This window comes from uncultured Aggregatibacter sp. (assembly GCF_938046485.1).
GTDB lineage: Bacteria > Pseudomonadota > Gammaproteobacteria > Enterobacterales > Pasteurellaceae > Aggregatibacter.
This window is the reverse complement of sequence record NZ_CALIWN010000054.1, coordinates 26,863-50,281: the sequence shown is the minus strand read 5'-3', so window position 1 is coordinate 50,281 and position 23,419 is coordinate 26,863. Positions and strand designations below refer to the sequence as shown.

At 43.6% G+C, this 23,419-nt stretch carries 23 protein-coding genes and 2 tRNA genes; 10 read left to right on the top strand and 15 right to left on the bottom strand.

Annotated features, from left to right (window positions below; all coding sequences use genetic code 11):
• Positions 1-3 precede the first annotated feature (3 nt).
• From Q0203_RS07240 to mutY, 5 genes are all read right to left on the bottom strand, one after another.
• Positions 4-79: transfer RNA gene (locus tag Q0203_RS07240), tRNA-Asn, on the bottom strand.
• A 4-nt stretch (positions 80-83) separates the two neighbouring features.
• Positions 84-159, bottom strand: a tRNA-Phe gene (locus tag Q0203_RS07235).
• A gap of 203 nt (positions 160-362) precedes the next feature.
• Entirely contained in the window at positions 363-1,442 is a 1,080-nt protein-coding gene (gene mltC, locus Q0203_RS07230; RefSeq protein ID WP_021616011.1) for a membrane-bound lytic murein transglycosylase MltC, read from the bottom strand.
• A gap of 1 nt (position 1,443) precedes the next feature.
• Positions 1,444-1,719, bottom strand: a complete 276-nt coding sequence (locus Q0203_RS07225) for an oxidative damage protection protein (RefSeq protein ID WP_033002507.1) — start codon at positions 1,717-1,719, stop codon at positions 1,444-1,446.
• Entirely contained in the window at positions 1,697-2,836 is a 1,140-nt protein-coding gene (mutY, locus tag Q0203_RS07220) for an A/G-specific adenine glycosylase (protein WP_297930915.1), read from the bottom strand. Before mutY ends, Q0203_RS07225 begins: the two co-directional genes overlap by 23 nt.
• 219 nt (positions 2,837-3,055) lie before the next feature.
• Here mutY and trmB point away from each other — a divergent pair, with 219 nt between their 5' ends.
• The 3 genes from trmB (at position 3,056) to mutT (ending at position 4,681) form a co-directional block, all read left to right on the top strand.
• A complete protein-coding gene (gene trmB / locus Q0203_RS07215) occupies positions 3,056-3,823 on the top strand; it encodes a tRNA (guanosine(46)-N7)-methyltransferase TrmB (RefSeq protein WP_297930912.1) in 768 nt (255 codons plus the stop codon).
• Positions 3,824-3,840: 17 nt separating this feature from the next.
• On the top strand, positions 3,841-4,182 hold the full coding sequence (locus Q0203_RS07210) for a YggL family protein (protein WP_021616006.1): 342 nt from the start codon (positions 3,841-3,843) through the stop codon (positions 4,180-4,182).
• 79 nt (positions 4,183-4,261) lie between these two features.
• Positions 4,262-4,681 carry an 8-oxo-dGTP diphosphatase MutT gene (gene mutT / locus Q0203_RS07205; protein ID WP_297930909.1) on the top strand — a complete coding sequence of 140 codons (420 nt, stop codon included), beginning with the start codon at positions 4,262-4,264 and terminating at the stop codon, positions 4,679-4,681.
• Here the strand turns inward: mutT and rlmC are convergent.
• Genes rlmC through hinT form a run of 4 tightly spaced genes read right to left on the bottom strand, consistent with a single transcriptional unit; the run spans position 4,670 to position 7,598 of the window.
• Complete coding sequence (rlmC, locus tag Q0203_RS07200; RefSeq protein WP_297930906.1) at positions 4,670-5,845, bottom strand: 23S rRNA (uracil(747)-C(5))-methyltransferase RlmC; 1,176 nt, start codon at positions 5,843-5,845, stop codon at positions 4,670-4,672. The two genes, mutT and rlmC, sit on opposite strands and share 12 nt — an antisense overlap.
• Position 5,846: 1 nt before the next feature.
• Positions 5,847-6,893 (bottom strand): beta-N-acetylhexosaminidase, encoded by a 1,047-nt coding sequence (nagZ, locus tag Q0203_RS07195; protein ID WP_297930902.1) that lies wholly within the window; start codon positions 6,891-6,893, stop codon positions 5,847-5,849.
• 1 nt (position 6,894) lies between these two features.
• Positions 6,895-7,248 carry a DUF1425 domain-containing protein gene (locus tag Q0203_RS07190; protein WP_297930900.1) on the bottom strand — a complete coding sequence of 118 codons (354 nt, stop codon included), beginning with the start codon at positions 7,246-7,248 and terminating at the stop codon, positions 6,895-6,897.
• Positions 7,248-7,598: a purine nucleoside phosphoramidase gene (gene hinT, locus Q0203_RS07185; RefSeq protein ID WP_032997967.1), complete on the bottom strand. Its 351-nt coding sequence runs from the start codon at positions 7,596-7,598 to the stop codon at positions 7,248-7,250. The genes Q0203_RS07190 and hinT overlap by 1 nt, the downstream gene beginning before the upstream one ends.
• 307 nt (positions 7,599-7,905) lie before the next feature.
• On the opposite strand from hinT, the gene focA reads away from it, so the two are divergent.
• The 3 genes from focA (at position 7,906) to pflA (ending at position 12,060) form a co-directional block, all read left to right on the top strand.
• A complete protein-coding gene (gene focA / locus Q0203_RS07180) occupies positions 7,906-8,757 on the top strand; it encodes a formate transporter FocA (protein WP_297930894.1) in 852 nt (283 codons plus the stop codon).
• A gap of 86 nt (positions 8,758-8,843) precedes the next feature.
• A complete protein-coding gene (pflB, locus tag Q0203_RS07175; RefSeq protein ID WP_297930891.1) occupies positions 8,844-11,156 on the top strand; it encodes a formate C-acetyltransferase in 2,313 nt (770 codons plus the stop codon).
• A gap of 163 nt (positions 11,157-11,319) precedes the next feature.
• A complete protein-coding gene (gene pflA, locus Q0203_RS07170; RefSeq protein WP_297930888.1) occupies positions 11,320-12,060 on the top strand; it encodes a pyruvate formate lyase 1-activating protein in 741 nt (246 codons plus the stop codon).
• Positions 12,061-12,148: 88 nt separating this feature from the next.
• Here pflA and Q0203_RS07165 read toward each other — a convergent pair whose 3' ends face one another.
• Positions 12,149-13,012, bottom strand: a complete 864-nt coding sequence (locus tag Q0203_RS07165) for a DMT family transporter (protein ID WP_209364421.1) — start codon at positions 13,010-13,012, stop codon at positions 12,149-12,151.
• 177 nt (positions 13,013-13,189) lie between these two features.
• On the opposite strand from Q0203_RS07165, the gene psiE reads away from it, so the two are divergent.
• Complete coding sequence (gene psiE, locus Q0203_RS07160; RefSeq protein WP_297930885.1) at positions 13,190-13,609, top strand: phosphate-starvation-inducible protein PsiE; 420 nt, start codon at positions 13,190-13,192, stop codon at positions 13,607-13,609.
• 512 nt (positions 13,610-14,121) lie between these two features.
• On the opposite strand, the gene Q0203_RS07155 is transcribed toward psiE, so the two are convergent.
• The 5 genes from Q0203_RS07155 to frdA all read right to left on the bottom strand — a co-directional run bounded on the left by Q0203_RS07155 (position 14,122) and on the right by frdA (position 20,084).
• Positions 14,122-16,371 (bottom strand): nitric-oxide reductase large subunit, encoded by a 2,250-nt coding sequence (locus Q0203_RS07155; protein WP_297930882.1) that lies wholly within the window; start codon positions 16,369-16,371, stop codon positions 14,122-14,124.
• A gap of 369 nt (positions 16,372-16,740) precedes the next feature.
• On the bottom strand, positions 16,741-17,085 hold the full coding sequence (frdD, locus tag Q0203_RS07150; protein WP_295973733.1) for a fumarate reductase subunit FrdD: 345 nt from the start codon (positions 17,083-17,085) through the stop codon (positions 16,741-16,743).
• 9 nt (positions 17,086-17,094) lie between these two features.
• Entirely contained in the window at positions 17,095-17,487 is a 393-nt protein-coding gene (gene frdC / locus Q0203_RS07145) for a fumarate reductase subunit FrdC (RefSeq protein ID WP_021615989.1), read from the bottom strand.
• Positions 17,488-17,498: 11 nt separating this feature from the next.
• Positions 17,499-18,269 carry a succinate dehydrogenase/fumarate reductase iron-sulfur subunit gene (locus Q0203_RS07140; protein WP_297930836.1) on the bottom strand — a complete coding sequence of 257 codons (771 nt, stop codon included), beginning with the start codon at positions 18,267-18,269 and terminating at the stop codon, positions 17,499-17,501.
• 6 nt (positions 18,270-18,275) lie between these two features.
• Complete coding sequence (frdA, locus tag Q0203_RS07135) at positions 18,276-20,084, bottom strand: fumarate reductase (quinol) flavoprotein subunit (protein WP_297930834.1); 1,809 nt, start codon at positions 20,082-20,084, stop codon at positions 18,276-18,278.
• A 324-nt stretch (positions 20,085-20,408) separates the two neighbouring features.
• Between frdA and epmA the strand changes: the two genes are divergently transcribed.
• The 3 genes from epmA to pilW all read left to right on the top strand — a co-directional run bounded on the left by epmA (position 20,409) and on the right by pilW (position 23,284).
• A complete protein-coding gene (gene epmA, locus Q0203_RS07130; protein ID WP_297930832.1) occupies positions 20,409-21,380 on the top strand; it encodes an elongation factor P--(R)-beta-lysine ligase in 972 nt (323 codons plus the stop codon).
• Positions 21,381-21,549: 169 nt separating this feature from the next.
• Positions 21,550-22,704 carry a bifunctional tRNA (adenosine(37)-C2)-methyltransferase TrmG/ribosomal RNA large subunit methyltransferase RlmN gene (locus tag Q0203_RS07125; protein WP_297930829.1) on the top strand — a complete coding sequence of 385 codons (1,155 nt, stop codon included), beginning with the start codon at positions 21,550-21,552 and terminating at the stop codon, positions 22,702-22,704.
• Between the two features lie 25 nt (positions 22,705-22,729).
• The gene (pilW, locus tag Q0203_RS07120; RefSeq protein ID WP_297930827.1) at positions 22,730-23,284 is read left to right on the top strand and encodes a type IV pilus biogenesis/stability protein PilW; all 555 of its coding nucleotides are present in this window, start codon (positions 22,730-22,732) and stop codon (positions 23,282-23,284) included.
• The last annotated feature ends 135 nt before the right edge of the window (positions 23,285-23,419 follow it).

Genomic DNA, 23,419 nt, shown 5'->3' with positions numbered 1-23,419 from the left:
ATTTGGCTCCTCCTGCGGGACTCGAACCTGCGACATATGGATTAACAGTCCACCGTTCTACCGACTGAACTAAGGAGGAATAGTGGTGCCTCGAGGCGGAATCGAACCACCGACACGGGGATTTTCAATCCCCTGCTCTACCGACTGAGCTATCGAGGCAACTCATCAGTGGTGCGTATTAAACGTTTTTTTCGATTTCAAGTCAACACCTATTTTAAAAAAATGTGAAATAATTAATTCATTTGCACGTTTAACAAACAAAATGTATATAAATTATACACTTATGCGTTTTTTATGATCATAAAAATGCCCACAGCACATTTATTCTGTGGGCATTAACATTTTATACTTGTGAAAATTCTTTAACGTCTAACACGATAACTTTTTTGAGCTTTATCGACTTTCAATAAATAATTACGCGCCTGCGCAGAGGGGTGGCTTGTCGTCAACATGCGATAAACCTGCTCCGGATACAGTTGATTAATTTGCATAATCGCAGCATCTTTATCGTCATTGAATACGCGCAATACCGCACCGGCACCGCTGTTATAGGCTGAAATCATGGCAAAGCGTTTTGATGTCGGGTTTGTAATGCCATCTAAATATTTATTTTGTAGCAACCACAAATAAGCCGCGCCGGCATCAATATTCTTCTCAGGATCAAACAAATAGTTTTTACTTGGTTGACCACTCATGCCTTTCATTTGGAACACATCGCGTCCTGCAGTATGCGGTACGACTTGCATTAAGCCCATGGCGTTCGCATAACTAATCGCATACGGGTTAAAACTCGATTCTGTTTGCATAATCCCAAGGATCAAGCTCTCATCCAATCCATAACGACGTGCCACTTTACGCACAATCGGAATATATTTCTGCGCACGCACTTCCACGTGGTTGGCAATCATTGGAATAACAACCAACTGTACTTGGTTACCATTCGCTAAACGGCGGGTTTGTAACTTATTTTGAATCAAATACGTAGCAAAGTTACTCGCCGTCAGCTGATCGGCAATTGGACCACCAAGATGATCAATCACCTGCCCCATCAAAAAGGGACGAGAACTGATCGGCACATCACCAGAAGCAAATAAATCAATGCCATTCGCATCCGATCCCATCAATAATGTATGCACAATCGCATTATGTAAACGGTTTAAATCTGCCTGCGTTTCGATAGTAATCAAACCTTCATCAAAACTTACATGGCTACGGGTAAAGTAACGATCCGTATATTTCACATAGTCCTTACGACTGGCAACCAACAGCTCATTCACCCCCCAAATGCGGTCGATATTATTGGCAAATTGCCCGGTTAAAATATCTAAACCGCGGGTATCTTTCGCAAAGGCTTCATCAAAGTCTAGCCCGCGATGATGTGAACCTCCGCCGCCACACGCATACAAAAAGGGAATTAATGCCAGAATTAAATACTTCTTCATTTTACTTCGCTTCAGGTGGAGTATAGCCTTCAATGTGTACGTCTTTACCTTCAAACAGGAAATTCACCATTTCCTGCTCCAATAACTTACGATGTTCCGCATTCATCATGTTTAATTTTTTCTCATTCACCAACATGGTTTGTTTTTTCATCCACTCTCCCCACGCTTGTTTGCTAATGGAATCAAAAATACGTTTACCCAATTCTCCCGGATATAGTTGAAAATCCAAGCCTTCCGCTTCTTGTTTTAAACGTTCACAAAATACCATTCTTGCCATAACGATTCCTTACATACTGAGTTAATAAATTTTTCACCGGCGTCGCAAGGCCGATGGATCCGAGATTTTGCGGATCATACCAATATTTGACCGCACTTAATAGCGCAGATTCATTTGGATTTTTCTTTTCCGCGACTTTTATCCACGAGGAACGATTTGCCTCAGATGACGCAGAGATGTCATCAACTCGTGCATAAATGGGATAAATCTCCAAATGAAAATGGCTGAATGTATGACGAAATGCCGGCCATGGCTGATAGTGCCGAATACCATTTGCGTCCAAATACGCCAGCAATTCTTCTTTATCGGTAAATTGCGGAAAACAATATAATCCGCCCCACAAACCGCTATTTTCCCGTTGCTCTAATGCAACTTTACCGTCTTTTTCCAACAGCAAAAAATAACCTTCCCGCACCGGCAATACTTTCTTCGGCTTTTTCCCCGGATACGCCTGCCAATTTTGTTCAGCATTGGCTCGACAAGTTAACTGTAACGGACAAAGGCTACATTTGGGTTTAGAACGGGTGCACACCATTGCCCCAAGATCCATCATTGCCTGATTAAAATCCGCCACCTGTTCCGTTGGTGTCACCTGTGCTGTCAATTTCCACAAGCGATCTTCTGTTTTCTTCTCGCCCGGCCAACCGTCCACGGCAAAATAACGGGATAACACCCGCTTCACGTTACCGTCCAAAATGGGATAAGGCGCATTTAAACAAGAGGACAAAATCGCTCCTGCCGTACTTCGCCCTACGCCGGGCAACGCCAACACCTGTTCAAATTCTGTCGGAAATATGCCGCCGTATTGATCACGCATGATTTGCGCGGCTTTATGCAAATTTCGCGCCCGCGCGTAATAACCCAAGCCCGTCCACAAATGCAGCACCTCATCTAACAGAGCATCAGCAAGTGCGGTCAAATTAGGAAACGTTTTAACAAAACGCTCAAAATACGGAATGACCGTTGCCACCTGCGTTTGCTGCAGCATCACTTCTGACAACCAAACGCCGTATAAGGTTTTATTTTGTTGCCACGGCAAATTTTTCCGCCCGAACTTGGCATACCATGTTAATACAGACTGCGCAAAAGGCGCATGGGGAGTGGATTGAGCCAGCATAACGTTCTAATTATTCAATACCGAATTATGTAATAAAAGTGCGGTGGATTTTGTCAGTTTTTTCCAAATTACACCACATGAAAATGCCAAAGTTTAACATAAAGCCAAGGGCTTGTTGATTCCCGGTGCCGAAATTGCCAAGGGTAAGGAAACCGCCTATAATCAGCAGCGACTTTTTAGGACATTCTATTTTCGTTATCCCATAAATCACAAAATTTCATGTTAGACACACAATCTCAAGAACAACTTCCAACGACTTTTGCTGATCAAAAACGCAAAACCGTTGAATCCGCCGAATTTACCTCCGATGGTCGTTACAAAAGAAAAGTACGCAGTTTTGTGCTACGCACAGGTCGCTTAAGCGATTATCAAAAAAACGCCATGAACCAAAACTGGGCGGCATTCGGTTTGGATTATCAACCACAGCCATTTGATTTTAAACGTATTTATGGAAATGAGAATCCTGTTATTTTGGAAATCGGCTTTGGTATGGGCAGTTCCCTTGTGGAGATGGCAGCACAAAATCCCGACAAAAACTACCTCGGTATTGAAGTGCATACGCCGGGCGTTGGCGCTTGCATTGCCTATGCGGTGGAAAAAGGCGTAACGAACCTACGCGTCATTTGTCACGATGCCACCGAAATTCTACGTGACAGCATTGCCGACCAAAGCCTTGGCGGTTTGCAATTGTTCTTTCCGGATCCGTGGCACAAAGCCAGACACCACAAACGCCGTATCGTACAACCGCACTTTATTGACCACTTATTAACTAAATTGCAAGCCGGCGCATTCATTCACATGGCAACTGACTGGCAAGATTATGCTGAACAGATGTTGGCGGTGTTGCAGCAATATCCGCAGTTGCGTAACACCTCTGCCAGCAACGACTATATTCCACGTCCTGATTTTCGTCCGTTGACCAAGTTTGAACAACGCGGTCAACGCCTAGGACATGGCGTGTGGGATTTATATTTCATCAAACCGTAACATAAAGGAAACACATCATGGCGATCAAACGTAACCAAAGACAACGCAAAAAAATGCACCTTGCCGAATTCCAAGAATTAGGCTTTTTAGTGAAGTGGCAATTTGCCGAAGGCACCTCTGTAGAACAAATCGACAGCACTGTTGACCGCTTCATCGCTGAAGTTATTCAACCGAATGGATTGGCCTATGAAGGCAGTGGCTATTTACACTGGGAAGGCTTGGTTTGCTTAGAAAAAATCGGTAAATGTGATGCCAAGCATCAAGAATTAGTGAAAAATTGGTTAAGCCAAAATGGTTTACAACAAATTGAAATCAGCGAACTATTCGATATTTGGTGGGATTACCCGACAAATGCATAACTCATCTAAAGCGCCCCCGTCCCTCAATGGGGGCGTTTGTTATGCGGAAATGACCATATAGGCAAACACGGAGAAAAGCATGGAAAAACCGGTCATACAAGTTGCTGCCGGCATTATTCGTAACGAATTCGGACAAATTTATCTCACCCGACGATTAGAAGGTCAAGACTTTGCGCAATCGCTGGAGTTTCCCGGCGGAAAAGTCGCACCCAATGAAACGCCGGAACAAGCGTTAAAACGAGAATTAGAGGAAGAAGTCGGTATTTTGGTTTCTCATGCCACATTGTTTGAACGTTTTACCTTTGAATATCCAACAAAAATTCTGAATTTTTATTTCTACTTAGTGGATGAATGGCTAGGCGAACCTTTTGGCCGTGAAGGACAAGAAGGTTTTTGGCTGGAACAAGAGGAATTGGATATGGAACAATTTCCGCCGGCAAATACAAAACTCATCCAACGCTTGCTCGCTGAAAATAAAAATTCGGCCTCACACGGCTAATCGCAACAACACCAACACTTCATAATGCGCGGTATGTGGAAACATATCGAACAGTTGAATTTTTTCCAGTTGATAATGGGTCAAAGATCGCAAGTCTTTACCCATGGTTTCGGCGTTACAGCTGGAATACAAAATAAAGTGCGGTCGCATTTCATTGAGAAATTCGGCGAGTGTCTTGCCTATACCACGACGGGGCGGGTTAACAATGACCAAATCCGGTTTGTCTGCTTGAGCCAAGGCAAAATTTGCCGCATCTAACGACTGAAAATGAACTTGCTTGTCCAATCCGAGTTGCTGTGCCGATAATTTCGCGGCGGCGATAGCTGAGGCGGAAATTTCAATGCCGGTGAGGTGAATTGGTTGTTCCGGGTTCTGCATTTGCAACGCTTTCAAGCAATGTAGCCCGAAACCGCCCACACCACAGAATAAATCCCAAAGTTGACGAATAGGCAGGTCTTTTATCCATTGTTGTGCCGTGCCGTATAACCCTTCAGCAACCTGCGGGTTGGTTTGAAAGAACCCCTGCGGGCGAATAAAAAGTGGAATGCCATTAAAAGTCTCAGGCAACGTGTGTTGCTCCGTCAGGAAAATCTCTTTTTCTCCCTCGAGAATCGCGGCATTTTGCGGTTGGATATTGACGCTAATGACAGCAAGTTGCGGCAATTTTTGACGTAATCCCGCCAGTTCCCGTTGAATCAACGGCAATTTGGCTTCCGAACGTAACACAAAGCGCAACATGAGTTGGTGGCTGTGTTGGCTTTCTGTCAATAAAAGATGTTTCAATTCGCCTTTTTGTTTTGCTACGTTGTACGGCACAAGGCCTGCGCGTGCGATGAAATCTTTAAGAAGAGGAAAGATAGCTTGAAAACGTTGTGGATAAAGTGGGCAATCGCATAAATCCACCGCACTTTGCGGATCTCGCAGATCCGGTAGAATCCCCAAAATGGGGCGTTCAACTGCGCCACTGACAACCATTTTGGCTTTGTTGCGAAACCCTTCTTGGGCTGATTGAAAGGGGGCAAACCAAATCAAATGAGACGTTTCTAACCCCTGCAACTGCTGTTGCAAGTGTGCTGTTTTCTGTTCCAGTTGAGCGGCATAGGGCAATTCCAACCATTGACAAGAACGACAATCGCCTCGTTGATAATGTTCACATTGCATCATATTAATTTTTCGCTGCCAGCCATTGCTGTTGAAGTGCGGTCAGTTTTTGACGATTTTCCAACCAACGGGGCGCGCGTTCCAGTTCCGACCAAGTCAGTTTTTTACGTTTGAAGAGACTTTGTAAGCGTTGTTGCTGCAACAAGAAGCACGATTGTTTTTCTAAGAGTTTTAGGTTATCCAACACTTGAATCACCCCGTCCCGTTCATTACAAAGCAACAACAGATCACAACCGGCATTTAAGGCTTGTTCGCTACGCGCCACAAAATCCCCCATGAATCCCGCCCCTTTCATGCCGAGATCATCAGAGAAAATGGCACCGTTGAAATTCAGTTGAACACGCAAAATGTCTTGTAACCAATATTTAGAGCCACTCGCCGGTTGGTTGTCACATTGCGAATAAATCACATGGGCCGGCATAATGGCTTGTAGCAGATTTTGTTCGATAAGTTGCTGGAACGGCTGAATATCCTGACTGAAAATAGTTTCCTGACTACGATCGTCATAAGGTGTCTCTAAATGAGAATCAGCAATCACATGGCCATGCCCCGGAAAGTGTTTTCCCGTTGCCGCCATGCCGGCTTGGTGCATACCGCGAATAAAATTGCCGGCTAAATCCACCGCACTTTTTACTTCGCAACCAAAACTGCGATCGCCGATGGCTTTGCATTGGTGTCCTAGATCCAACACCGGTGCAAAACTCAAATCGATATCAAGTGCGGTCATTTCTGCCGCCATTTGCCAGCCGGCTTCAAATGCCATCTTCCGTTGTTCAATAGGATCTTCAATCAGTGCGGAAAATGCCTGCATTGCAGGAAGTTGGGTGAAGCCGTCACGAAAACGCTGTACTCTGCCACCTTCTTGATCCACTGTAATCAACAAGGGCTTTTTCACCTTTTGTCGCACAGATTGAATCAATGTTTGTAATTGCGCACGGTCGTGAAAATTACGCGTAAAGAGGATCAATCCCGCCACGAGCGGGTGTTCCAATAATTCAATTTCTTCTTGTTCCAGCTCGTAACCGGCTAAGTCAATAAATAGTGTAGACATTTTAGTTCAAGCGAAGATATAAGCGGTAATTGACGCTATCCGCCGTTGGTCGAGCCAATGTGAGCGGTTGTTTTTGTAGCGGTTGCAATGCCAACCTATGCCAAATAGCAGGCTCTTCAGCCGTCACGGTCACCCCGTGTTTGTCATACCAAAACAAGCGATAAGCCAAGTTGACCGGCTGTTCGGTTTTATTTTTGATCCACGCACTGTCGCTCTCCACGCCCGCTTCCAGCCTTTCTGCTGCTGGGGCTTCAATGTTTAAAATCGGGCTTTGCGTATTTAATAAGGTTGGCACCTTTGCGCTACATCCCGCTAAAAGTGCGGTCGCAAAAAAAAGGGAAATAGACTTTTTCATTATTTATCCAACATTTTTCCTAAAGGCTCACCGCCAACGAGATGCATATGTAAATGGAACACTTCTTGTCCGCCGTGTTTGTTGCAGTTGACAATCAAACGATAACCGTCTTGCGCAATGCCTTCTTGTGCAGCAAGTTTAGCGGCAACCGTGAACAGACGACCTAAGGTCACTTCATCTTGTTCGGTCACATCGTTTACAGTTGGAATGAGCTTGTTTGGAATGATTAAAATATGGGTTTTTGCTTGCGGTGCAATATCGCGAAATGCGGTGACAAGTTCATCTTGATACACGATATTCGCAGGAATTTCTTTGCGGATAATTTTGCTGAAAATGGTTTCTGCTGCCATGATTTTCTCCTTAAAAAATATTGCGTTTTGTGACCGCACTTTTTAACAGAAAACCGCTAAAATAGCAATTTATCAGGCCATCTTTGATGTTGTCGAGAAAGGTTTTTTATTACACCGATCTAATTATTGACAAAGAACAATATTTTTGCATTAAAAAGGAGAAATATTTTTACTTTACGGGGAAAAGAAAATATAATTAACAAAAATTATAAATTTTCAAATTTTTTTAAGTTTCTAGGTCTTTTCTTGTAATACAGCGTTGTGAACGGCGATATTTAGGGGTCAAATAATGAAAGGGAATTCTGAAATGAATACCGAAACGTCCAAAACAACGTGTATGGTCTCTCCGGCGGGAATGAGCCAAATTGGCGAAGATGTCGGCGTTTATAAGGCCACTAAGAAACAGATTTTATCCTTTTTCTCTGCCATTCCGGCGGGCGCGTTTATTGCTTTAGCGTTTGTTTTTTACACCACAACACAAACAGGAAATGTTGGTGCTTCGTGGGGGTTAACCAAACTGGTCGGCGGAATTGTATTCTCTCTTGGCGTGATTATGGTCGTGGTTTGCGGCTCTGAATTATTCACCTCATCAACCATGACAACTGTCGCCCGTGCAAGCGGACGAATTAATACTTTTCAAATGCTGCGAAATTGGATTGTGGTTTATTTCGGCAATTTTGTCGGCGCACTTTTTATTGTTTTTCTTATTTGGTTTGCAGGTCAGACAATGGCTGCCAATGGGCAGTGGGGACTCACCATTTTAGCGACCGCTCAACATAAAATTCACCACACATGGTTTGAAGCTTTTTGTTTGGGGATATTGTGTAATGTAATGGTGTGTATTGCCATTTGGATGAGCTACGCAGGAAAAACATTAACAGATAAAGCATTTATTATGATTTTACCGATTGCTTTGTTTGTTGCGTCAGGATTCGAGCACAGTGTGGCGAATATGTTTATGATCCCAATGGGTATCGTTACTGCGCACTTTAGCGTCCCGGAATTTTGGCAAGCCATTAATATGGATTCTCAGCAGTTCACAGATTTAAATCTTTATCATTTTATCGTGAAAAATTTGATTCCGGTGACATTGGGGAACATTGTTGGCGGTGGTTGTTGTATTGGATTGGCCTTATGGTCAATCAACCAACCTCATTAATCGGTTCACAAAAGGAAGGAAACCTAAGTCGTTCGTTTCCCTCCTAAACAGGTTTATTTTTATCAATAATCTAAAAGAGGAATGTTATGACTCAATTAACAGAAGCTCAACAAAAGGCTTGGGAAGGTTTTGTCGGTGGTGATTGGCAAAATGAAGTCAACGTGCGTGACTTTATCCAAAAAAACTATACACCGTATGAAGGTGATGAATCTTTCTTAGCTGATGCAACCCCTGCAACAACTGCGTTGTGGGATAAAGTCATGGAAGGCATCAAAATCGAAAACAAAACGCACGAGCCGTTAGATTTTGACACAGACAACCCATCAACCATCACTTCTCACAAACCTGGCTATATCAACAAAGAATTAGAAAAAATCGTTGGTCTTCAAACTGATGCTCCATTAAAACGTGCCATTATGCCATACGGCGGTATCAAAATGGTTAAAGGGTCTTGTGAAGTTTATGGCCGTCAATTAGATCCTGAAGTAGAACATATTTTCACTGAATATCGTAAAACCCATAACCAAGGCGTATTTGATGTATATACACCGGATATCCTTCGTTGCCGTAAATCAGGCGTGTTAACCGGTTTGCCGGATGCTTACGGTCGTGGTCGTATTATCGGTGACTATCGTCGTTTAGCCGTTTACGGTATCGACTATTTAATGGCCGATAAGAAAAAACAATTCGACTCACTCCAAGCAAGATTAGAACGGGGTGAAGACATTCAAGCGACTATTCAGTTGCGTGAAGAAATTGCTGAACAACATCGTGCATTAGGCAAAATGAAAGAAATGGCTGCCTCTTATGGTTTCGATATTTCTAACCCGGCGACTAACGCACAAGAAGCGGTTCAATGGACTTACTTTGCTTACTTAGCCGCGGTGAAATCACAAAACGGTGCGGCAATGTCTTTCGGTCGTATTTCTTCCTTCTTAGATATTTATATCGAACGTGATTTGAAAAATGGCAAAATTACCGAACAAGAAGCACAAGAATTAATCGACCACTTAGTCATGAAACTGCGTATGGTGCGTTTCTTACGTACACCTGAATACGATCAATTGTTCTCCGGTGACCCAATGTGGGCAACCGAAACCCTAGGCGGTATGGGCTTAGACGGTCGTACATTAGTGACCAAAAACAGCTTCCGTATTTTACATACCCTTTACACTATGGGTCCGTCTCCGGAACCTAACTTAACCATTCTTTGGTCTGAAAAATTACCTGAAGCCTTCAAACGTTTCTGTGCCAAAGTGTCTATTGATACTTCCTCCGTACAGTATGAAAACGATGACTTAATGCGTCCGGATTTCAACAGCGATGACTATGCGATTGCTTGTTGCGTATCCCCAATGGTAGTGGGTAAACAAATGCAATTCTTCGGTGCCCGTGCGAACTTGGCAAAAACCTTGTTATACGCAATCAACGGCGGTATCGATGAGAAAAACGGTATGCAAGTCGGTCCGAAAACCGAGCCAATCAAAGATGAAGTGCTTGATTTCGACACCGTAATGACCCGCATGGACAGCTTCATGGATTGGTTGGCAACACAATATGTGACCGCCTTGAACATCATCCACTTCATGCATGACAAATATGCTTATGAAGCCGCATTAATGGCATTCCATGATCGTGATGTTTACCGCACTATGGCTTGCGGTATCGCAGGACTTTCCGTTGCTGCCGACTCTTTAGCCGCAATCAAATACGCGAAAGTCAAACCAATTCGTGGCGATATCAAAGATAAAGAGGGCAAGGTTGTGGCATCTAATGTCGCTATTGACTTTGAAATCGAAGGTGAATATCCGCAATTTGGTAACAACGATGCTCGTGTAGATGATATCGCATGCGACTTAGTTGAACGTTTCATGAAAAAAATTCAAACGCACAAAACTTATCGCAACGCAACTCCGACACAATCTGTGCTTACTATCACTTCTAACGTGGTATATGGTAAGAAAACAGGTAATACGCCGGACGGTCGTCGTGCAGGAGCGCCATTTGGACCGGGTGCAAACCCAATGCACGGTCGTGACCAAAAAGGTGCAGTAGCGTCTTTAACGTCTGTGGCTAAATTACCGTTTGCTTACGCGAAAGACGGTATTTCTTATACCTTCTCTATCGTGCCAAATGCGTTAGGTAAGGAATACGAAGCACAAAAACGTAATCTTGCCGGTTTAATGGACGGTTACTTCCACCACGAAGCGGAAGTGGAAGGTGGTCAACACTTGAACGTTAACGTGATGAACCGCGAGATGTTGTTAGATGCGATGGAAAATCCGGAAAAATATCCGCAATTAACCATCCGCGTTTCCGGTTATGCTGTACGTTTTAACTCGTTAACCAAAGAACAACAACAAGACGTTATCACCCGTACATTTACACAATCCATGTAATTTAGTGATAAAACTGTGTTAATATTTCAGCCGCTTGCCGTAAGGTAAGCGGTCTGATTTTTTTAGGGATATCCCAATTTTGTAAACATTACTAGGTCATTAAAAACATTTACAAAAACGGCCGCACTTTTAACGAATAACGTGACGATTTATTGAGGAATACATGTCAGTTGTAGGAAGAATCCACTCTTATGAATCCTGTGGCACCGTTGACGGTCCGGGAATTCGTTTTATTCTGTTTTTACAAGGCTGTTTAATGCGCTGTAAGTATTGCCACAACCGCGATACTTGGGATGTCCATGGTGGCAAAGAAGTTACGGTGGAAGAACTGATGAAAGAAGTGGTCAGCTATCGTCATTTTATGAATGCGTCAGGCGGTGGTGTAACAGCTTCCGGCGGTGAAGCGATTTTGCAAGCAGAGTTCGTGCGTGATTGGTTCCAAGCCTGTAAAAAAGAAGGCATCAGCACCTGCTTGGATACCAACGGTTTTGTGCGTCATTATGATCATGTGATTGATGAACTCATTGATGTGACGGATCTGGTTTTGCTTGATTTGAAAGAACTCAACGATCAAGTGCATCAAAATCTTATTGGCGTACCGAACAAACGCACGCTTGAATTTGCCAAATATTTGCAAAAACGTAACCAACCGGTTTGGATTCGCTACGTGGTCGTACCGGGCTATACAGATTCTGACCATGACGTACATTTACTCGGTCAATTTATCGAAGGTATGACAAACATTGAAAAAGTAGAACTCCTTCCTTATCACCGCCTTGGCGCACATAAATGGGCAGCAATGGGCGAAAAATATGAATTGGAAGACGTAAAACCCCCAACAAAAGAATCGCTTGAACACATAAAAGCCATTCTTGAAGGCTACGGCCATGTCGTCAAATACTAATGCCCTCTAGGCAGAATCGCTTAAAAATACGCAAAAACAAACCGCACTTTGAAGAGACGCTCAAGTGCGGTTTATTTTTACCGCGTTTTTAACTCGCTCGCCGAATTAAACGCGGATACACACTGGAAATTAATGTGGTTGCAATAACCGCCAAAATCCCCAACCAAGACAGTGGGCTAATATGCTCGCCTAACAGTAATACCGCCAACAAAATCGCAAATACCGGTTCGAGTGAAACCAAAATGCCTGCTAAATTAGAATCGACGCTATTAATTCCCTTATTCCATAAATAATACGCCAACCAGCTACAACCAACGCCAATATAAAGTAACCCTGCGATGCCTTGCCAATTCCAATGAATTTGCCAGCTTTCCGTCAGCCAAAGGGTGAAAGGAAGGCAAGTTATCGTGCCAAACACAATGCTACTGGTGGTATAAACTTGCGCCGTGAGTTGCACGATGACTTTTTGCGTCCAACGCAAACACGAAGCAAAAACAACGCCGGCAATCAGCACTAAACTACAGCCAAACAGGCTGATATTGCCCGTTTCTTCACCGCCATAAATTAACAAGGCGACCCCAAGAAACGCCACTAAACCAAAGATCCAGTGATGGGTTTGGGCTTTGTCGCCAAAGAAAAAATGCCCGATCAGCACCACCAAGAAGGGCTCTAACCCTAACATCGTTGAAGCACTGGATGCCGAAGTGTGGCTTAAACCAATAAATTGCAATAGAAAGATCACCGGATAATTTAATAATCCCAACCACCACACTTGCGGACGTAAGCCTTTAGGAATGCGCTTCCAAACACGCATAAACATCGGCAGCACAATTATGGTGGCAATCAACAAACGCAATTGCACCATCAACACCGGATCCAACATGGTGTAGGTGTATTTACCGGCGACAAAAGAACTGCTCCATAAAAATAATGCGATGAGAATGTAGCGCATGAGATTCCTTAAAAAAAGAAGGGAGATTAAACGATTATTGTAGTGCGCTTTTCACGCAGCGTAAACGAAAGGAGACAGGTTTATTTTTAGGAAGCCTTTACAACACTATTTACCCTCTCTTCATCTTGCATTAGAATGCGACGTTTTTACTCACCTCATTTCATTAGGAAGTCTATTATGGAAGAATCTCAATCCTTAGAAAAATTACCTAAAGTTGTTACCGGTATCCTCAAAATCGTGCTCAGCAGTGCATTAATTGCCTTAGCTGTGGTGTTGATCATCGCGCTGGCTAAAATCACGTATTCACTGGCGATGATGGTGTTAAACACCTCCAGCGTAGTGCCTTATGACGTTGCGGAACGAGCGGTTATGTTTTTCCTGTATTTCGGATTTATCGGCTTAATCGTGCAATATTTTAAAAGCGGCTATCATTTCCCACTGCGCTATTTTATTTACGCTGGGATAACAGCGATGTTGCGCTTGATTATCGTCAACCATGAAAGCTCCGTTGATACCATCTTATTTGCCGGGGCAATTTTGATTATGGTGATTGCGCTTTGCCTCGTACTCTATTCTAATAAATTGCGGAATCTTTAATGAAAGTGCGGTCGTTTTTGACCGTATTTCCTCGATAACAAAAGACCGATAGCGTAAAAACTCTCGGTCTTTGTTTATTAGTTGAATCGTAGCGTGCAACGTGTTGCACGAAATGAACAACACTCTTGACGGTTGATAATACGTTGGTTGAAAAAACACTCGCAAAAATCACCGCACTTTATTTCGTTCTGTGCGCGGCTTGGTCGTGCATCAAGATGCACGCTACCAGAAAATCATAAATTGTAGCGTGCAACTTGTTGCACGAAATGAATAACGCGCTTGACGGTTGATAATACGTTATTTGAAAAAATACACGCCAAAATCACCGCACTTTATTTCGTTCCGTGCGTGGCTTGGTCGTGCAACAAGTTGCACGCTATATACGAAATCACGAATTACACATCGAGGTTAATCATTCGTGCAACACGTTGCACGCTACGAGGGGGTAAATAAAAGACCGATAGCGTGAAAACTATCGGTCTTTGTTTATTGCCAAACTTTCGTTTTGTTGATTAGTTAGCAATGCGTTTTGGTTTAAAGAAAACCATGGTGAAAATTTGCCAGAAGAATGCAAGCGCACCAAAGATGAATACGACGTCACCGACTAAACGTACCCAACGCAAGGTGTCGAATAACGGTTGTTGCATGAATTCTTCGCTACGAGCATACCATAAACCTTCAGAGATACTCGCGTAACCTTGAATGATACCGATTGGTAATAGGCTGGAGACGATCATTAAGACCAACCCGCTGTTAAGCAACCAAAAGCCCCATTTCATCAATTTGTCGTTGAATGGTGTGTTTGGACGTAAGTAACGTGCGATTAAGAACACGAAACCTAATGCCAAGAAACCATATACCCCGAACAATGCAGCGTGTGCATGAACAGCTGTAGTGTTCAAGCCTTGGATATAGTAAAGCGAAATTGGTGGGTTGATTAAGAAACCAAATACACCTGCACCTAACATGTTCCAGAATGCCACTGCAACGAAGCAGTAAAGAGGCCATTTTAAGCGTTCCATCCAAGGTGTTTTTTGTTGCATTGCCCAGTGTTCCCAAGCTTCATGACCTAATAACACTAATGGAACCACTTCAAGTGCTGAGAATGACGCACCTACTGCGATAATTGGTGTGGTTGCACCGGCGAAGTATAAGTGGTGGAACGTACCAGGAATACCGCCGATTAAGAATAATGCCGCTTCAGTAATGGTTGCCACAGTCGCAGTACGACGTGAAACTAACCCTAAACTTACGAAGATGAATGAGAGCGCCGCTACAGAGAATACTTCGAAGAAGCCTTCTACCCATAGGTGAACTACCCACCAACGCCAGTATTCCATCACGGATAAGTGTGTGTGTTCGCCGTAGAATAATGCCGGACCATAGAATAAGCCGATAGCGATAACAGAGGCGAAGAATAAGGCAAGTAAGTTTTTGTCGCCCGGTTGTTTGAACGCATTCACGGTGCCGCGTAGCATTAATACCAACCAGAACAAGATACCGGCGAATTTCACTGCTTGCCAGAAACGACCTAAGTCGATGAATTCATAACCTTGGTGACCGAACAAGAAGCTCCATTCTTCAGGGATGATGTGCGCGATGGCCAAATAGCTACCAGTGAAGGAGCCTACGACTAAGACAACCAATGCCCAGAAGAGAATATCGACGCCAAGTTTTTGGTATTTCGGATCTTTCCCGCCGTTGATAATCGGTGCAAGGAATAAACCACCGGCCAAAAATGCCATGGCGATCCAGAATAATGCCGCTTGAATGTGCCAGGTACGCACTAAAGAATATGGAAGATATTGGGAAATATCCAAGCCATAGAATTCCTGACCTTCAACCGTGTAGTGTGCCACAATCGCCCCTAAATTCACTTGCACGAAGAAAAGCGCAAGTACGGTAAACAAATATTTACCTAAGGCTTTTTGTGATGGCGTTAATTGCAATTTGGTTAGCGGGTCAACTTCCGGTGCAACAGGATCTTTTTCATCTTCACGACGTTTAAATGACCAAATCCACACCACAAAACCGATACCGGCAATGAGGAAGACGATACTGGCGATAGACCAAATGACGTTTTCCGGTGTCGGCACGTTATTGATTAACGGCTCATGTGGCCAGTTGTTAGTGTAAGTGGCATGGGTATTCGGGCGCTCTGCGGAGGCAGTCCATGCTGTCCAGAAGAAGAATTTTGCTAAATCTTGACGGGCTTCTAAGCTAGGCAAGGTATTGTCTTTCATGGCGAAGTGTTCACGCGTTGCTTTGCTCGCGGGATCATCACCATATAAAGAAATATAGTATTGCGCCGTTTTATCTATTGCCGCTAAACGGTTGGCGGAAAGCACCACGGTGCCATTTTCATCAACTTTACTGCCGCGGTATTCTTTGGTTAAACGGTTTTTTAGGATAGTTTGTTGGTCATCATTTAAATCGGCGAAGTTTTTGCCGTATTCTTGATTTGCAACAATGTCTAGCCAGTTGGTTAATTCGCGGTGTAACCAGTCGGCGGTCCAGTCCGGTGCTTGATATGCGCCATGGCCCCAAACGGAACCTAATTGCATACCACCGGTGGTTTGCCATGCGGTTTGCCCGTGTAAAATATCGTCATGTGTAATCACCGGTTCGCCTTTTTCCGTCACATATTGTTTTGGAATCGGTGGCGCTTCACGGTAGATTTCAAATCCGTAGTAACCGAGAATAGAGAATGCCCCTATTAATACGGCGACTAACAGGTACCAGAACTTTTTGTACTGTCCCATTTGATCACTCCTTGAGAAAATAAAATATTGATAACTTAATAATTTGTGTCAGACACATTGAGATTTTACGATTTAAGCAAAATACCTGACTAATTATATCGGATTTAAAAAGGCGATATATTACCTAATAGTAGGTAAATGTGAGATATTCAAAGTGATGAAATAAACACAAGGAGAGAAAGAAACTGACACACTACTCTATTTTAGATTTAAAAATGACCGCACTTTGATCTGAATTTCAAAATTTGGACAGATCGCTTTTATCCCCCATTCACTTAATCAAGATAGCCTTTGACTTTATGTAGTGCTGTAAAATAGGTAGAAACAAAAAACTCCCGATGGCGGGAGTTTTTTATTAAGGATGAGACATTATAAGTTGAACACGGCAAATAGCACGATGACGCTGTAAAGTGTCGCCAAGCCGTAGAAAATAAATCCGCCAGCCGGTACATGAACTTTAATATCATGCATACCGTGATGAACGCGGTGTAACCCTCCCCACATTGGAAAAATGGTGAGAGCTAAAATAATTAATTTACCCAACCAATGATGTGCAAAGGCAATGATATTCTCCGGACTAACGATACCGAAAGGCAATAGGAAGCCGAGAATAAGAATTAACACTGGGAAAGCCAAAGCACTTACCATGCCACCCGCACTGAACATTAACCAGACAGGTGGTTCGTTTGAACGTTTTGGATTTTGATTAACCATGACTTCCCCCTAGATAAAGACTAACACTAAAGCCAATACGGTAACGGCGACAAACGCGCCACGTAAAGCATTTTTAATGAGTTTTGCCGGCAAACCGGTAGTACCTGACATCACTTCACCTGTCATATCAAATAAGGTGACGGCATGGAGCAATAAAGCCGCTAATGAAATGATGTTAAGAATCACGACAATTGGATTTTGTAGGAACGGAATGAAGTTCATCACAAATCCGTCCGCTTTGCCTAAACAAATCACGCCATAAAGCAATACTAAGCTGAACCAAACCGTTGGCACCGCTGTGGCTTCACGTAGCATATAGAATTTGTAGAAATCCCAACTTTTCCACCAAGTCGGCGTAATTTCACGAACGTATTTTTTACGTTTACTTACTGTTGTTGTCATAATCTTTCCCCTTACGCCTTTGGTTTAAGCATGGAAATGAGGTAATCTTTGGCGCTTTCTAATTTGCCCTGGTTAATGGCGGTGGCCGGGCCCACGTGTTTTGGACACACTTCGGAACAGGCACCTACGAAGGTACAAGACCAAACGCCATTTTCACCATTCATGATTTTCATCCGTTCTGCTTTGCCGTGGTCGCGGTTATCTAAGTTATAACGATGACCTAAGGTTAATACAGCTGGACCAACGAATTCAGGGTTTAAGCCGAATTGCGGACAGGCGGCATAACATAAACCACAGTTGATACACATCGAGAATTGGCGATATTTTTCCAATTGAGCCGGCGTTTGTTTAGTACGGCTTTTCGCTAATTCTTTCGATGGATGCGGTTTACCGTCTAGCTCAGGCGCTTGGTTACCGATCACATAAGGTTTGATGGCTTCTAAGCTTTCGATGAAGTGGCTTAAGTCCACGATCAAGTCGCGTTCAATCGGGAAGTTTGCTAGGGCTTCAATACGCATATGACCACTGTAGTCACGTAAGAAGGTTTTACATGCCAATTTTGGAATGTTATTTACCATCATGCCGCAAGAACCACAGATCGCCATACGGCATGACCAGCGATAAGAAAGTTCCGGTTCAAGCTTATCTTTAATGTAACCTAACGCATCAAGTAAGGATGTTTGGCTGTCATAAGGCACTTGATAGGTTTTTAAGTGCGGTTCCTTATCAACTTCGGGGTTATAACGTAGAACTTCAACGTTCATGATTGATTGTTCGGCCATATTATTTTACTCCTTACCCGCTTGAGCTTGTTCTTTTGCTTTGGCGGCTGCTTCTGCTGCTTCTGCTTCTGCACCGTAAACACGTTTTGCCGGTTGTGATTTCGTGATTTTCACCGGGCTGTATTCAATGCGTGGTGCACCGTTTTCGTTATAGAACGCCAAGGTATGTTTCAAGTAGTTCACATCATCACGTTCAGTGTAATCCAAACGTTGGTGCGCACCACGAGACTCTTTACGTTCAATCGCAGAGTTCGCAATAGATTGCGCCACGTCCAAAATGTAACCCAATTCAACGGTGTATAATAAGTTGGTATTAAACACGCTAGAACGGTCGGAAACATGAATACGTTTATAACGTTCTTTGAGTTCGGCAATTTTATCAACGGCTTGTTGCATACTTTCTTGCGTACGATAGATGCCGCAGCCTTCTTCCATGGCTTGACCCATTTCATCACGAATTTCAGACCAAGATTCCGTGCCTTCTTGAGCGAATAAGTCATTTAAGCGTTTAACGACATCTTGCGCTTGTGCATCAATCGCATTTTGGTTGCCTGATTTGGCTTCGACGGCACGTTGCGCCGCATATTCACCGGCAACGCGACCTAACACCACTAATTCGGCTAAGGAGTTAGAACCTAAACGGTTCGCACCATGTAAACCGGAAGAAGCACATTCACCTACGGCAAATAAGCCTTTAATTCGGGTTTCGCTGTTGAAGTCCACTTCGATACCGCCCATGGTGTAGTGTACGACCGGACGCACAGGAATTGGCGCTTTCACCGGATCCACACCTTCATAGGCTTTCGCGAGTTCGCAAATGAATGGTAAACGTTCATGTAAATATTGTTCACCGAGATGACGTAAATCCAAATGCACCACATCCACACCTTTGGCAGTTTTTAAGGTATTGCCTTTGCGCCATTCTTGCCAGAACGCTTGGGATACTTTATCGCGCGGACCTAATTCCATGTATTTGTTTTGTGGTTTACCGATTGGCGTTTCCGGTCCCAAACCGTAGTCTTGTAAATAGCGATAGCCGTCTTTATTGACTAAAATACCACCCTCACCACGACAACCTTCGGTCATTAAAATACCGGTATTCGGCAAGCCGGTTGGGTGATATTGTACGAATTCCATGTCGCGCAATGGCACACCATGGCGATACGCCATTGATAAACCGTCTCCGGTTACAATGCCACCATTCGTATTGAAACGGAAAGCGCGGCAACCACCACCTGTGGCGATCACAACAGCATTAGCATTAATTTGAACTAAAGAACCTTCCATCATGTTCATGGCAACCATACCGCGAGCATGACCATCATCCACTAAAATATCAAGAACGAAGTGTTCATCGAAACGTACAATTTGCGGGTATTGAATAGAAGTTTGGAAGAGCGTATGCAATAAGTGGAAACCGGTTTTATCGGCAGCGAACCAAGTGCGTTCGATTTTCATGCCACCGAAACGGCGTACGTTTACGTCACCATCAGCCTTACGACTCCAAGGACACCCCCAACGTTCAAGCTGGGTCATTTCTACCGGTGAGTGTTCCACGAAATATTCGACAACGTCTTGTTCACAAAGCCAGTCACCACCTGCGACGGTGTCCTGAAAGTGTTTGTCATAAGAGTCTTCCTCTTTAATGACCGCCGCTGCCCCCCCTTCTGCCGCAACCGTGTGGCTACGCATTGGATAAACTTTTGAGACTAACGCAATTTTAAGGTTGGGATTAGCTTGCGCTGCAGCAATCGCCGCCCGTAAACCACCGCCACCGGCGCCAACAATGGCGATATCAACATTCACAGTTTGCACGATATTCCTCCAAGTAAAGAAATGACAATAATAAAAACACCAAATAGCTCTTTGGCGCTGTTAGGGTAAGGTCATTTTGCCATTATTTTTTATGATGAAAATCTTTTTTCTCAACTTTGTTACAATTTTGTGATCCACCTCAAAAAAGTTAACGCACGACGCGAATTGTTCATCTTTTGTCTTTAAAATAACAAGTAATTAACAAAGATTTAACTAAAGACCAATAAAAGTGCGGTAAAAAAAGGATTCGTTTATGCATTTTGATTCACTTGCTTTAAAATGCGCAATCACGCTTTCGCAATTATCTTTAATAAAGGGATACCGATGTTTGAACAAACTCAATGGCAACCTAGCGCCTCCATTAAAAATTTGCTAACTCGCGCAAAATTAATTGAAGAAATTCGCCGATTTTTTACCGATCGTGGTTTATTGGAAGTGGAAACGCCGGTGTTGAGCGAATTTGGGGTGACCGATGTGCATCTCGCCACCTTCAGTACAGAATTTATTTCACCTTTTGGTGAGCAGTCGAAAACTCTGTGGCTTTCTACCAGTCCGGAATATCACATGAAACGCCTGCTGGCGGCAGGCAGCGGTCCGATATTTCAAATCGGCAAAGTGTTCCGCAATGAAGAGGCAGGCAATCGACACAACCCTGAATTTACCATGCTGGAATGGTATCGACCGCACTTTGATATGTATCGCCTGATTAACGAAGTGGATGATTTGCTACAACAAATTTTGGAATGTCCGCCGGCAGAAAGCATGAGTTATCAATTTGCTTTCCAACAATATGTTGGCTTGGATCCGTTATCAGCTGATCTCTCCGAATTGGTGGAAAAAGCCAAAAAATACCAGTTAATGGGCGCAGAAAATGAAAGTCGCGACACCTTGCTGCAATTTTTATTTAGTGCAGTCGTAGAGCCGCAAATTGGGCAGGAAGCGCCTGTCGTGGTGTATCATTTTCCGGCAAGTCAGGCGGCTTTAGCGCAAATCAGTTCGGAAGATTTGCGCGTGGCAGAACGCTTTGAGTTTTACTATAAAGGATTGGAACTCGCTAACGGTTTCCACGAATTGTCTGACGCGCGTGAACAATTAAGACGCTTTCAGCAAGATAATCTGCAACGAGAAAAAATGGGGTTACCTGTGCGCGCCATTGATACGCGCTTATTATCCGCCTTGCAGGCAGGCATTCCGAATTGTTCCGGTGTTGCATTAGGTGTGGATCGCTTATTGATGATTGCCATGGGCGCAGAACACATTAAAGAGGTGATCTCTTTTGCTATTGATAATGCCTAGCTTGATCACGCGTAAAAGTGCGGTCATTTTTCTGAACGTTTGTGCGGTGCATACAAAATCGCTAGATTAATGAAACCGAAATCAGTACAATCGCACCCTTATTTTTTCTATTGTTTAAAATATAACCAAAAATTTCGGTATCCGCCGTAATGTGTAATAACGAGGCTCCATGTCAGAACAAACAGTATCAGCGCAAGCTGTTGCCGAACCGGCAAAAAAAGTCAATTTAATGGATTTAACCCGTGCGCAAATGCGTGAATTTTTTGCCGAATTAGGTGAAAAACCGTTCCGTGCAGATCAGTTGGTGAAATGGATTTACCATTTTGGTGAAGACAATTTCGACAATATGACCAATTTAAATAAAAAGTTACGGGAAAAATTAAAGTCCGTGGCAGAAATTAAAGCGCCGGAAGTGGCGGTGGAACAGCGTTCTGCCGATGGCACCATTAAATGGGCGATGCAGGTCGGCGATCAGCAAGTGGAAACCGTATATATTCCGGAAGCAGATCGTGCCACCTTGTGTGTTTCTTCACAGGTTGGTTGCGCGTTGGCTTGTACCTTTTGTTCTACCGCGCAACAAGGGTTCAATCGTAATCTAACCGTGTCGGAAATTATTGGGCAAGTGTGGCGTGCATCGAAAATCATCGGCAATTTTGGGGTGACAGGCGTGCGTCCGATTACCAATGTGGTGATGATGGGCATGGGCGAGCCGTTGTTGAATGTGGCGAATGTGGTGCCAGCGATGGAAATCATGCTGGACGATTTCGCTTACGGTTTATCCAAACGCCGCGTGACATTATCAACGTCCGGTGTGGTGCCAGCGCTCGATAATTTAAGCAAAATGATCGATGTGGCGTTGGCGATTTCCTTGCACGCACCCAACGATGAATTGCGTGATGAAATCGTGCCACTAAACAAAAAATATAATATCAAAACCTTAATTGATTCGGTGAATCGCTATTTAAGCGTTTCCAACGCCAACCATGGCAAAGTGACCATCGAATATGTCATGTTGGATCATGTAAATGACCATGTGGAACACGCCCATCAATTAGCAGAAGTGTTAAAAAATACGCCATGTAAAATCAATTTGATTCCATGGAATCCGTTCCCGGAAGCCCCTTATGCGAAAAGCTCTAATACGCGTATTGACCGTTTCCAAAAAACCTTGATGGAGTACGGTTTAACGGTGATTGTACGTAAAACCCGTGGTGATGATATTGATGCTGCTTGCGGACAATTAGCCGGCGATGTCATTGACCGGACTAAACGTACTGCACAGAAAAAACGTTTTGGCGAGGCGATTGCCGTTCAAGTTCAATGAGTTGATAAGTAAGAGAGGAAAAATTATGCGCCCTATTCAGTTTATCTTTTACCGTTTTGCGATCTTTATTTTTCCTTTTTTACTTTCTGCCTGCGTCAGCCATTCCGACACATCCGATTTTGATAAACAGGCGGCGGCAAAAGCCCGTGTAGAACTGGCATTAGGTTATTTACAACAACAAAACGGCAGCCAAGCGAAATTAAATTTAGATAAAGCCCTTTCTTATGCCCCCAAATACTCTTTGGTACACGCTGCGTTAGCCTATCTTTATCAACAACAAGGGGATGTGGAACACGCTAAACAAGCGTATTTAACGGCGATTAAATTGGATGATACACAAGGGGATGTCTTGAATAATTTCGGTGCGTTTTTGTGTGCGCAAGGAGAATATCAGGCGGCCTATAAACAATTCACACAGGCATTAAATAGCCCGCAGTATTATCATCAAGCGGATACTTACGAAAATCTGGCACTCTGCGCCTTATCTGCGAAAGATCAGAAAATTTACCAAGAAAATCTGACCGCACTTGAGAAGATCGCACCAGAACGTGCAAAGAAATTCGCTCAATTCACAAAATAGTCTGATAAATTACCGAAAAAGTGCGGTGAATTTTTCCCCTGTTTTTGTTGCTTGTTCATTCGCTTCTTTTTAAGCGTATTTTCCGCCTTTATTTTTTCACCCAAAATGCTTAACAAATTCTCTCGTGGCGCAGAA